Source organism: Streptomyces sp. 2114.4 (genome assembly GCF_900187385.1).
Lineage (GTDB): Bacteria > Actinomycetota > Actinomycetes > Streptomycetales > Streptomycetaceae > Streptomyces > Streptomyces mooreae.
Genome location: NZ_FYEY01000001.1, coordinates 6,514,154 through 6,525,784, shown reverse-complemented (window position 1 = coordinate 6,525,784; position 11,631 = coordinate 6,514,154). Strand labels below are relative to the sequence as shown.

10 protein-coding genes and 1 pseudogene are annotated in these 11,631 nt (G+C 71.5%); 5 read left to right on the top strand and 6 right to left on the bottom strand.

Going from position 1 to position 11,631, the window contains the following annotated elements:
- Window positions 1-8 precede the first annotated feature (8 nt).
- Both CFW40_RS28650 and CFW40_RS28645 read right to left on the bottom strand, forming a co-directional pair.
- On the bottom strand, window positions 9-1,556 hold the full coding sequence (locus CFW40_RS28650; protein ID WP_088800720.1) for an NCS1 family nucleobase:cation symporter-1: 1,548 nt from the start codon (window positions 1,554-1,556) through the stop codon (window positions 9-11).
- A gap of 50 nt (window positions 1,557-1,606) precedes the next feature.
- On the bottom strand, window positions 1,607-2,401 hold the full coding sequence (locus CFW40_RS28645) for an aspartate/glutamate racemase family protein (protein WP_088800719.1): 795 nt from the start codon (window positions 2,399-2,401) through the stop codon (window positions 1,607-1,609).
- A gap of 268 nt (window positions 2,402-2,669) precedes the next feature.
- Here CFW40_RS28645 and CFW40_RS28640 point away from each other — a divergent pair, with 268 nt between their 5' ends.
- On the top strand, window positions 2,670-3,473 hold the full coding sequence (locus CFW40_RS28640; RefSeq protein WP_088800718.1) for an IclR family transcriptional regulator: 804 nt from the start codon (window positions 2,670-2,672) through the stop codon (window positions 3,471-3,473).
- A gap of 36 nt (window positions 3,474-3,509) precedes the next feature.
- Here the strand turns inward: CFW40_RS28640 and CFW40_RS28635 are convergent, their stop codons facing one another.
- A complete protein-coding gene (locus CFW40_RS28635) occupies window positions 3,510-3,866 on the bottom strand; it encodes a DUF5955 family protein (RefSeq protein WP_371127066.1) in 357 nt (118 codons plus the stop codon).
- 261 nt (window positions 3,867-4,127) lie between these two features.
- On the opposite strand from CFW40_RS28635, the gene CFW40_RS28630 reads away from it, so the two are divergent.
- The 4 genes from CFW40_RS28630 to CFW40_RS28615 all read left to right on the top strand — a co-directional run bounded on the left by CFW40_RS28630 (window position 4,128) and on the right by CFW40_RS28615 (window position 7,871).
- Window positions 4,128-4,355, top strand: coding sequence for a hypothetical protein (locus tag CFW40_RS28630; RefSeq protein ID WP_088800717.1), 228 nt, complete (start codon window positions 4,128-4,130; stop codon window positions 4,353-4,355).
- Between the two features lie 211 nt (window positions 4,356-4,566).
- The gene (locus tag CFW40_RS28625) at window positions 4,567-5,145 is read left to right on the top strand and encodes an NTP transferase domain-containing protein (RefSeq protein ID WP_088800716.1); all 579 of its coding nucleotides are present in this window, start codon (window positions 4,567-4,569) and stop codon (window positions 5,143-5,145) included.
- Window positions 5,146-5,454: 309 nt separating this feature from the next.
- Window positions 5,455-7,083 (top strand): malate synthase A, encoded by a 1,629-nt coding sequence (gene aceB, locus CFW40_RS28620; protein WP_088800715.1) that lies wholly within the window; start codon window positions 5,455-5,457, stop codon window positions 7,081-7,083.
- 233 nt (window positions 7,084-7,316) lie between these two features.
- Complete coding sequence (locus CFW40_RS28615; RefSeq protein ID WP_088800714.1) at window positions 7,317-7,871, top strand: TetR/AcrR family transcriptional regulator; 555 nt, start codon at window positions 7,317-7,319, stop codon at window positions 7,869-7,871.
- A gap of 284 nt (window positions 7,872-8,155) precedes the next feature.
- Here the strand turns inward: CFW40_RS28615 and CFW40_RS28605 are convergent, their stop codons facing one another.
- The 3 genes and pseudogenes from CFW40_RS28605 to CFW40_RS38310 all read right to left on the bottom strand — a co-directional run.
- The gene (locus tag CFW40_RS28605) at window positions 8,156-9,643 is read right to left on the bottom strand and encodes a nucleobase:cation symporter-2 family protein (RefSeq protein ID WP_088800713.1); all 1,488 of its coding nucleotides are present in this window, start codon (window positions 9,641-9,643) and stop codon (window positions 8,156-8,158) included.
- Between the two features lie 321 nt (window positions 9,644-9,964).
- Window positions 9,965-11,365 (bottom strand): 8-oxoguanine deaminase, encoded by a 1,401-nt coding sequence (locus tag CFW40_RS28600; protein WP_088800712.1) that lies wholly within the window; start codon window positions 11,363-11,365, stop codon window positions 9,965-9,967.
- 42 nt (window positions 11,366-11,407) lie between these two features.
- A pseudogene (locus CFW40_RS38310) lies at window positions 11,408-11,617 on the bottom strand (purine permease); the annotation flags it as partial.
- Between the last annotated feature and the right edge of the window lie 14 nt (window positions 11,618-11,631).

The window sequence follows — 11,631 nt, the reverse complement described above, 5'->3', positions numbered from 1 at the left end:
GCGGCCCGTCAAGACCCCTTGACCGGCACCGGCGGAGCGAGCGGCCCGGCCCCCTCCGACGCCGCGGGCTCCTCCGCCGCAACGGCCCCGACCTGCGACGGGATGATCTCCTCCGGTACCGGGCCGGCGGCGGCCGCGGCGCGCTCACGGCGGGAGAGCAGGGCGTAGAGCGCCCCGGCGAGCCCCATCCCGAAGATCCAGGAGAACGGCGCGACCACGGCGAAAGCCGGGACGAGGGCGAGCGCGGCACAGACCGCGGCGGCCGGCAGAAAGGCGGCCACGGCCTTCGGGTTGTAGCCCCTGCGGTAGAAGTAGGCGCCCCGGGCGTCGGCCGAGAACAGCGCATCGACGTCGATCCGGCCGCGGCGCACCAGGTGGTAGTCGACGAGCAGGATCGCCACCAGGGGGCCGAGGAAGGCGCCGAGCGCCCCCAGGAAGTACTGGATCACCAGCGCGGACGAATAGAGCTTCCAGGGCATGACGACGATCGCCAGCACCGCGGTGATCATGCCGCCGCGCTTGAAGTTCAGGTACTTCGGCGCGAGGTTGGCGAAGTCGTAGGCGGGCGAGACGAAGTTGGCGACGACATTGATGCCGATGGTGGCGACGATGAAGGCCAGCGCGCCGATGACCGTGACCACCGGATTGTCGATCTTCTGGATCACCTTCACCGGGTCGTAGATCGCCTCGCCGAAGACCGAGATCGTGCCCGCGGTGACGAGGACCGCGACCACGGCGAAGGCGGTGAAGTTCACCGGCAGCCCGATCAGATTCCCGCGCCGGTAGGAGCGGTGGTCGGGGGTGAAGCGGGCGAAGTCGGCGTAGTTGAGGACCAGGGTCAGGAAGGTGGCGACGGTCAGGCTGACCGCGATCAGGCTCTGCTCGGCCTGCGCGGGGCCGCTGAGGCCGGTGAGACTGCGGGTCAGCGAGATGTCACCACCGGCCTTGACGACCAGATACACCGCGAGCGCGAGGACGACCAGCCAGACCACCGGCCCGGTCGCGAAGTCCTGGACCTTGCGGATGAACTCCATCCCCCGGGTCAGCAGGACGGCCTGCAGCCCCCACATCACCAGGAACGCGACCCAGCCCAGCGTGGACAGTCCCAGCACCGAGTTGTGGTGGTAGGCCGCCAGGCCCGGCGCGAGCTGCAGCGTCAGCAGGACCACGGCGGTGGAGGCCAGCCAGGTCTGGATGCCGTACCAGGCCACGGCCATGACCGCACGCAGCAGGGCGGGGATGTTGGCGCCGTAGACGCCCCAGCTGGCGCGGGCGAGCACCGGGTAGGGGACGCCGGTCCGGTGCCCGGCGTGCCCCATCCGGTTCATCAGCCAGTGGACGATCGTGATGCCGGCCAGCAGCGCCACGAACACCTCCCAGGCGGGCAGGCCGAGCACGAACAGGCTGGCGGCGAAGGCGTAGTTGCTGATCGCGTGGGTGTCGGACATCCACAGCGCGAAGATGCTGTACGTGCCCCAGGTGCGCTCGGGGGCCGGTGCGAGGTCCCCGTTGAAGAGGCGTGGGTCCGGCTGCGGGGGCTTCGGGGGTGTGGTCACGTGTCCTCCCGGGCGGGTGGGGGTGGAGCTTACAGCGGAATGACCAGTTGTCAGATGCCTGATGTCTGTGCCGAAAATGCGGCGGGACGGGGTGAGTCCTGAGCGCGCCCCGGGGACCGGCGCAGATGTGTGCTCAGCGGCCAGGAGCCGATGACCTTGGGGCGGGGCGGCGCGAAGCTGCGTCCCGCGCTGGTGGTCAGCCCGAGACCGACGACAGCCTCCGCGAACTTCACCGCGGCGGCAACCCCGTCGACCACGGGAATCCCGAGCGCCGCCGCGACCCTCTCCTGGAGTCCGGCCATGCCCCCACAGCCCAGGCAGACCACCTCGGCGCCGGCCCGGACCACCTCACGGGCGGCCTCGGTGATCACTTCGACGGTCCGCTCCGGGTCCTCCTCCAGCTCCAGGACGCCGAGCCCGGTGCCGCGCACCGCGGCGCAGCGCTGCAGCAGCCCGGCGGTCAGCAGCCGGTCCCGGATCTGCGGTACGGCACGGTCGAGGGTGGTGACGATGCCGTAGGCGTGGCCGAGCATCATCGCCATCTGGGCGGCGCTCTCGGTGATGTCCAGGACGGGGACGTCCAGCAGCTCCTGGGCGCCCTCCCGGCCCGGCTCGCCGAATCCGGCCATGACCAGCGCGTCGAAGGGCGTATCGAAGGTGGCGAGCCGGTCCAGCACGGCCGCGGCGCTGAGATAGCCCTCGAAGTGGCCCTCGATCGACTCCGGCCCCCACCGGGGCTGGGTCGCGATGATCTCGGTGCCCGGGGCGGCGGCCGCGGTGGCGGTGACGCGGATGGCGGCGGTCATGGAAGCCGTGGTGTTCGGGTTCATGACGAGAAGGCGCATGACTCTCCAACGATTTGGAGGATTCCACAGAATGGACAGTAGGTTTCGCGCAGCAGAACGTAGCTACGGCCCCTGGCACCGTCAAGGGTTCGCGGCCAGGAGCTTGCCGGTCGGCTCGCACCGTGAGACAAAGAGGGCCTGACCGGCGGGAACGAGTGTGCGAGAGACCGTGTGCCCGCGTAACGGGACCGGTAGGCTTCTCCGGTCGGGCCCGGCGCCCGCCGGCACCGGCCGAGACCGATCCGACCCGCCCCGAAAGGAACGCGACGTGCCGTCGTCCAGCGCCAGCACCTCCGCCGCCGAAGCCAAGCCCGCAGGCGCCAGCGGCGGCGTCCAGTCCCTCGAGCGCGCCTTCGACCTGCTGGAGCGGATGGCCGACGCCGGTGGCGAGGTGGGCCTGAGCGAGCTCTCCACCAGCAGCGGACTGCCGCTGCCCACCATCCACCGCCTGATGCGCACGCTCGTCGCCTGTGGCTACGTCCGGCAGCAGCCCAACCGCCGCTACGCACTCGGCCCGCGCCTGATCCGGCTCGGTGAAAGCTCCTCCCGGCTGCTGGGCACCTGGGCCCGGCCGTTCCTGGCCCGTCTGGTCGAGGAGACCGGCGAGACCGCCAACATGGCGCTGCTCGACGGAGACGAGATCGTCTATGTCGCCCAGGTGCCCTCGCGGCACGCGGTGCGGATGTTCACCGAGGTCGGCCGGCGGGTGCTGCCGCACTCCACCGGCGTCGGCAAGGCCCTGCTGGCCCACCACTCCCCGGAGGAGGTCCGCGCCCTGCTCGGCCGTACGGGCATGCCGGCCGCGACCGAGAAGACCATCACGGACCCGGACCGCTTCCTGGAAGCCCTCGCCGATGTCCGCCGCCTGGGCTATGCGGTCGACGACAACGAGCAGGAGATCGGCGTCCGCTGCCTCGCGGTGCCGGTGCCCAACTCCCCCACCTCGGCGGCGATCTCCATCTCCGGACCGACCGGACGGGTGACCGAGGCCGCGACGGACAAGATCGTCCCGGTGCTGCAGGACGTCGCGGCGCAGCTGTCGGTGGCGCTGGCGAACCAGACGCCGGCGTAGGCGCGGCGGACCCCGCGTACCCGTGCGGGTACGCGGTCACCGGCTGCGCGGCAGCTCGCCGAAGCGGTCGATGCCCGCACGCACCTCCGTGAGCGCGGGCGACAGTGCACTCACCGAGCCGACCGCCCCGGCGATCAGCAGGAGCGAACGGCGCAGCCGGGGCACCTCCGGCAGCCCGTGGCTCACCATCGCGTCGAGCGCGGCCAGCTCGTCATCGGCTGCCACCCGATCCGCTAACTCGCCCGGTAGTAATGCCAGTTGCCGACGCAGCCGGGCCACCGCCCCGCGCAGTTCCTGGACCCGTGGGTCGTCCTCGACCCCGGCCACCCGTCCGTCCCTCTGCAGCTGCTCCACAACGACGGCGTCCTCCAAGGCCGTTGCCCGTTCCGCCATGCCGGACAGTTAACGCCACTCTGCGCTGATGGCGCCACACGGAGAGCGAAAAAACCGGATCACCGAGCGGAAGCGGCCGGGAACAGCCCGGAACGGCCGCGCCCCGCCCTACCCCGGAACGACCTGACGATACGCCAGCACATGTGTTCCCCTCACCACCCTTTGGTGTGGGCACGCACGGTCCGAAGCGTATGCCGCAGCGAGATGGAGCATTCTCCCCTTCAAGGAAATATCCGGCATATCACTGGATCGGAGAATGCCATGGAGTCCAACTCCGGCCCCGACACCGGCTCGAACCACCACCGCGGCGCCAGCGTCGTGCAACTCATCTGCCGTGCGTACGGCCTCTCCGATGCCTCGGAGATCACCCTGGAGCACATACACCGTTATGTCGCCGAGCGCCGGCGCGCGGAGGAACGCACACCCCACCTGCGCGACCGGCTGCGGCCGGACATCCCCCGCCCCCGAGCCGCCGGTGACGCGGCCTGATCGACACCCCCGGGCGAACCGGCCTCACCGGACCGGGAGACCGGGCGTCACGAAGGAAGCAGCCCCCATGAGGCAAGCGCCCTCCATGAGGTAAGCAGTCCCCATGACGCCGAGGACGCCCGGACCGCCGGGAGAACCGCAAGAACAGTCACCACCCGCCCGGCCGGGCGCCGATGAGGGGCCACGGCACGCCGGGCGGCCCGGGGGGAGGGTGGCCGGCCTGCTGCTCGCGGCGGGCGGCGGGCGACGCCTGGGGGGACAGCCCAAGGCGCTGCTCGACCGCCGGGGACGGCCGTTGGTCGAACACGCCGCACGGGCACTGCGGGACGGCGGCTGCGACCCCGTGCACATCGTGCTGGGAGCGGCCGCCGGTTCCGTGCGGGAACGGGCCGACCTCTCGGCGTACGGCGTCTCGGAAAACCCGGACTGGGCCCAGGGTATGGGCTCTTCGCTGCGCGTGGGCCTCGCCGCGCTGGCCGGTTCGGGGGCGGATGCGGTGGTGGTGTCGCTGGTGGACCAGCCGGGCATCGGAGCCGCCGCGGTGGCGCGTGTGGTGGCGGCGTACACGGGCGGCACCTCACTCGCCTCCGCGGCGTACGACGGCCGCCGGGGGCATCCGGTCCTCTTCGGCGCCGACCGCTGGCCGGACATCGCCGCCACCGCGACGGGCGACCGCGGTGCGCGCGCCTACCTCCAGGAGCATGCGGACGCACTCACCCTCGTCGAGTGCTCCGACATCGCCGAGCCGTACGACATCGACACGCCGGAGGATCTGCACCGCCTGCAGTGACCGGCCCGCGGTGGCCCCGCACACCTCTCGGCAACTCCCGTGCGGCGCAAGGGAGTAGGCGCACGGGAGGCGGTAATGGAGAGTGATCGGCGTGGCACCGAGAGCCATTCGATCACCGCTTGTGTCGACTCGGAGAATCTCGACATCAACAAACCATTGAAGTTCCGCGATAAGGAAACTAGTCTCCACTGGTCAGAAGCGCCCTGAACCCTGACGGCGCCCGCGACCGTATTCCGGAGCCCGCGGCACCCGGTGCCGCCCGGCGTTTCCGGAGGCCGCCAGGCACCGCCGCTGAATGGAGTGACACGCATGTCCGCACCAGCGCCGTCCCCGCTGGCCATCGTCGACGTCGACCCCGCTCACGCCCCCGAACGGCAGGGCGAGGTCCTTACCGACGCCGCGCTCACCCTCGTCGCCGAGCTGCACCGCCGGTTCACCCCGCGCCGCGACGAACTGCTCGCCCGCCGCGCCGGGCGCCGCGCGGAGATCGCCCGGACCAGCACCCTGGACTTCCTCCCTGAGACCGCGGAGATCCGCGCGGACGACAGCTGGAAGGTGGCCGGGGCGCCCGCCGCGCTCAACGACCGCCGGGTGGAGATCACCGGCCCCACCGACCGCAAGATGACGATCAACGCGCTCAACTCGGGCGCCAGGGTCTGGCTCGCCGACTTCGAGGACGCCTCCGCCCCGACCTGGGAGAACGTCGTCTCCGGCCAGCTCAACCTGATCGACGCCTACGAGCGCCGGATCGACTTCACCGACCCCGCCTCCGGGAAGTCGTACGCCCTGAAGCCCGCCGGGGAGCTGGCCACCGTCGTGATGCGCCCGCGCGGGTGGCACCTGGACGAGCGCCACCTCCAGTTCGAGGGCCGGCCGGTGCCCGGTGCGCTGGTCGACTTCGGCCTCTACTTCTTCCACAACGCCCAGCGCCTGCTGGACCTGGGCAAGGGCCCGTACTTCTACCTGCCGAAGACCGAGTCGCACCTGGAGGCCCGCCTCTGGAACGAGATCTTCGTCTTCGCGCAGGACTATCTCGGCATCCCCCAGGGCACCGTGCGCGCCACCGTCCTGATCGAGACCATCACGGCCGCGTACGAGATGGAGGAGATCCTTTACGAGCTGCGCGACCACGCCTCGGGGCTGAACGCCGGCCGCTGGGACTACCTCTTCTCCATCGTCAAGAACTTCCGTGACGGCGGCGCCAAGTTCGTCCTCCCGGACCGCAACGCGGTCACGATGACCGCCCCGTTCATGCGCGCCTACACCGAACTCCTCGTCCGCACCTGCCACAAGCGCGGGGCGCACGCGATCGGCGGTATGGCGGCCTTCATCCCCAACCGCCGCGACCCCGAGGCCAACGAGAAGGCCCTCGCCAAGGTCAAGAACGACAAGGACCGCGAGGCCGGCGACGGCTTCGACGGCTCCTGGGTCGCTCACCCCGACCTGGTCCCGGTCGCCCGCGCCTCCTTCGACGCGGTCCTCGGCGACAAGCCGCACCAGAAGGACCGCCTGCGCGAGGACGTCGACGTCAAGGCCGCCGATCTGATCGCGATCGACTCCCTGGACGCCAAGCCCACTTACCAGGGCCTGATCGACGCGGTCCAGGTCGGCACCCGTTACATCGAGGCCTGGCTGCGCGGCCTGGGCGCCGTCGCCATCTTCGGCCTCATGGAGGATGCCGCCACCGCCGAGATCTCCCGCTCCCAGATCTGGCAGTGGGTCAACGCGGGGGTCGTCTTCGAGAACGGCGAGAAGGCCACCGCGGAGCTCGTGCGCACGGTCGCCGCGGAGCAACTGGCCGCCATCCGCGCCGAGGTCGGCGAGGACGCCTTCACCGCCGGCAGGTGGCAGCAGGCTCACGACCTGCTGCTCCGGGTCGCCCTGGACGAGAACTACACGGAGTTCCTGACGCTGCCCGCGTACGAGCTGCTGGGCTGAGGCTTCACCCGTAGGGGTTCCCCTGATTCCCGAGGGGCCGGTACGTACGCCGCGGTGCGGTGCGTACCGGCCCCTCGTCCTTCCTCGGTGGCGGCGCGGTCGAGGGGCGGCGCGTCCAGGCCGACGACGGTGACGGCGGCGCGGCGGGTGCGCCGGGGCCTGCGGGGCTGCGCTTATAGTGGATCGGCACTACAAACGTAGTAGGAAGCGGTTCGGCACGAAGGGCGCTCGGGGTGGCACGACGGCGGGAGCAGGTGCTGGACGCGGGCATCCAGGTCCTGGGCAGCGCGGGGGCACGGGGGCTGACCTACCAGGCCGTGGATGCCGCGGCAGGAGTCCCGTCGGGCACCACCTCCAACTACTTCCGCAACCGGACGGCCCTGATCGACGGCATCGTCGAGCACGTCCAGGCCCTGGAGCACCGCGACTGGGAGGCCTTCGCCACGGCGGCCGACCCGGCCGACGCCGCCGAACTCGCCGATACCGTCGCCCGGTTCCTCCGGTACGCGACCGGCCCCGAGCGGGCCAGGACCGCCGCCCGCTTCGCGCTCCACCTGGAATCCTGGGCCCGCCCCGAGCTCCGCCCCGCACTCACCCGCGGCCGCGAAACCGTCATCAACTGGGGAGCGGAGTGGCTACGGCGCATCGGCTCACCGGCGCCGCGGCGGCACTGTGCGATCCTCTGCGACTACATGGACGGCGTCGCCTTCCGCCAGCTCTCCTTCCCCGACGAGGAATTCGACCCGGGACCGGGCCTCCGCGAGCTGCTGGGCGGACTGCTGGACTGAGGGGGCCGAGAAGAGTTACGGCCCGGGCACATCGGTCGGCCATCCCGGCGGCGCCGGAAGTCCCCGCGTGCCTGCTGCTGCAGGTCTGCGGCGTTGAGACCTGCGGCGCGCACGCGGACCACCACATCTCCCGGTCCCGCCACCGGGTCCGGCCGTTGCTCCAGTGGGAACTTCCCCTCGCAGTCGATCACTACAGCGCGCATGAGCGCACTCCATGTCCCGCCACGAGGGGGTGCGTCAGACAGTCCGCGTCTGCCCGTAAGGGCCGTCGCACCGTCCCCACATCAGTGGGCGGTCGCCGCCGCGGGCTCGTCGGCGTCGGACGCCGTGGCGGGGGCGGGCCGCTGGGCGATCGCCGGGCCGGACGGGACGGCGGCGGCCGCGTCCGCCTCGGTGTCGGTGTCCCCCGGAGATTCCCCCTCGGCGTCCCCGTCGGCGTCCGCCGTCTTCCTGCCGAAGTGGTTGAAGGCGAGGTTGAGGACGATGGCGACCAGGCAGCCGGTGCTGATGCCGGAGTCCAGGACGACCAGCAGGTCCTTGGGGAGGTGGTGGTAGAAGTCCGGTGCGGCGATGGGGATCAGGCCGATGCCGACGGCCGCGGCGACGATCAGGGCGTTGTCGCCCTTCTCCATCGCGGCGGAGGCCAGCGTCTGGATGCCGCTGGCGGCCACCGAGCCGAAGAGCACGATGCCGGCGCCGCCGAGGACCGGCAGCGGGACCAGCGAGATGACCGAGGCGGCCACCGGGCACAGGCCCAGCACGAGCAGGATCAGACCGCTGGTGGCCACGACGAAGCGGCTGCGCACCTTGGTCATCGCGACCAGGCCGATGTTCTGGGCGAAGGCGCTGTTGGCGAAGCCGTTGAACAGCGGGCTGAGAGCCGTGCCGAGGGTGTCGGCGCGCAGTCCGCCCTCGATGGTGCGCTCGTCCGCCGGGCGGCCGACGATCCTGCCGAGGGCCAGCATGTCGGCCGTCGACTCGGTCATACAGACCAGCATCACGATGCACATGGAGACGACCGCGGCGAGGTCGAACTGCGGGGCGCCGAAGTGGAAGGGCGTCGGGAAGCCGATCAGGGACGCCTGGGAGAGCGCGGAGAAGTGGGTGATGCCGACGGGTATCGCGATCAGGGTGCCGGCGATCAGGCCGAGCAGGATCGCGATCTGCTGGAGGAAGCCGCGCAGCACCCGGCGCAGCACCAGCACGATCAGGAAGGTCAGCGCGGCCATCCCGATGTTCGTCAGCGAACCGTAGTCCGGGGCCCGGTCGTTGCCGCCCTGGGACCAGTTGAAGGCCACCGGCAGCAGCGAGACGCCGATCAGGGTGATGACGGTGCCGGTGACCACCGGCGGGAAGAACCGTACGAGCTTGGAGAAGTAGGGGGCGAGCAGGAATCCCAGCACACCGGCGACGATCACCGCGCCGAAGATGACCGGCAGTGCGTCGGCGGGGCCGTGCGCCTTGCCGATGGCGATCATCGGGGTGACGCCGGCGAACGAGACGCCGTTGACGAAGGGCAGCTTGGCGCCGACCTTCCAGAAGCCCAGGGTCTGCAGCAGCGTCGCGATGCCCGCGGTGAAGAGGCTGGCGCCCATCAGGAACGCGGTCTCGGTGGCGCTCAGCCCGCAGGCCGGTCCCACGATCATCGGCGGGGCCACCACTCCCGCGTACATCGCGGCCACGTGCTGGAGGCCGCTGGTGAACATCTTGAAGGGCGGGAGGGTCCGGTCGACCGGATGCTTCCGGTCCTCCTCCGGCTTCTGCCCGGTCATTGCGGCCACTGCGGGCCTCCTTCGTTTTCTGCGTCGCCGGGGGCCGGCGAGGCGAGGCTGTCACGGAGGGCTTGCCATGTGGTGCGTGGTGCAGGGAGTTGCCTGGTGAGCGATGCTGCGGGACTGTGCGCTCGTGGCGCGCGCGGACGGCGGTGGGGCCGGCCGGCCCGGGGGTGGGAGCCGACCGGCCCGGGGGTGCGAGAAGATCCCGCACCCCCGGGTCCGGCGCTTGTGGATCCCGCTCGGATCCACAAGCCCGGCCGGGAGCCGTCCCTCCCGGCCGAGTTCAGGGGTGGCGTCGGCCGCGGCCGCGCCGAGGGGTCAGCCCTCGGCGGCGATCCGGGCCAGACGCTGCGCCTCGGCCCGCGCGGTGCGGGCGACGGCGTCCTCGTCGACGTTGCTGAGGTGGTTGTCCTCGACGACCGGCCGGCCGCCCACGAGGGAGAGGGTGACCGGTGCGGCCGGGCCGAAGACCAGGGCGGTGACCGGGTCGGCGATGGTGGAGTGGCCGAGGCCGTCCAGCTTCCACAGCACCAGGTCGGCGAGCTTTCCGGCCTCCAGCGAACCGATCTCGGCGCTCCGGCCGAGGACCTGCGCGCCGCCGTAGGTGCCCAGCCGCAGCGCCTTGCGGGCGTTCAGCGCGGCCTCCCGGTGCGCGCCGAGGCGGTTGATCAGCAGGGCGTTGCGCAGCTCGGTGTGGAGTTCGCCGGACTCGTTGGAGGCGGTGCCGTCGACGCCGAGGCCGACCGGGACGCCGGCCGCGAGCATGTCGGGGACGCGGGCGATCCCGGCCGCGAGGCGGGCGTTGGAGGACGGGCAGTGCGCGACGCCGGTGCCGGTGCGGGCGAAGGCGGCGATGTCGGAGTCGTTCATGTGGACGCAGTGCGCCATCCACACGTCACCGCCGAGCCAGCCGGTCGACTCGAAGTAGTCGGTCGGGCCCATGCCGAACAGCTCGTGGCAGAACTTCTCCTCCTCCACGGTCTCCGAGCCGTGGGTGTGCATCCGTACACCCTTGCGGCGAGCCAACTCGGCGCCCTGCCGCATGAGTTCGGTGGACACGGAGAACGGCGAGCAGGGCGCGGCGGCGATCTGCACCATCGAGCCGAAGGAGGCGTCGTGGTGGGCGTCGATGGCCTCCTCGGTCGCCAGCAGGGCACCCTCGGTGGTCTCGACGGCGAAGTCCGGGGGCAGCCCGCCGTCCTTCTCGCTGCGGTCCATGGAGCCGCGGGCGAGGGTGATCCGGGCGCCGATCCCGGCGGCGGCCGCGAGCTCGGCGGCGACGAGGTCGCCGGAACCCCGCGGGAAGACGTAGTGGTGGTCGGAGGCGGTGGTGACGCCGCCCTTGACCATCATGCCCAGCGAGCCCTGGGTGGCCGCGGCGAGCATCGGGGCGTCGATGCGGGCCCACGTCGGGTAGAGCGCGACCAGCCAGTTGAACAGGTTGTGGTCGGTGGCCAGGCCACGGGTGATCCACTGGTAGAAGTGGTGATGGGTGTTGATCAGGCCGGGGGTGACCAGGTGCCCGGTGCCGTCGATCCGGCGGACGACACCCGCCAGGCCCTCGGGCGCCTTGCCCGCACCGACCGACTCGATGACGTTCCCGGCGACGACGACATGGCCGGTGGCGTACTCGGTGTCGTGGGCGTCGACCGTCGCGATGGCGCAGTTCTCGATGACGAGGCGCTCGGTCGCGCCCTCAGGGGATGCCGAGGCAGCCATGGTGCTCCTACTTTCGATTCCGGCGGTGGGCACGGCATGGCCCTACGGGATTTGAGTGCCGGAGCCGGGCGAGGCGGCTGACGGTACCGCTGCCCGTGGGGTGCTCCGGGTGCCGAGGTGGTGGAAGAACAGATTGAGCAGCACCGCGACCAGGGCGCCGGCGCTGACCCCCGAGCCGAGCACGGTCTGCGCCCAGGCGGGGAAGGCGTCGTAGAAGGACGGTGCGGCGAGCGGGACGAGGCCGGCGCCGAGGACGGGGAAGGCGC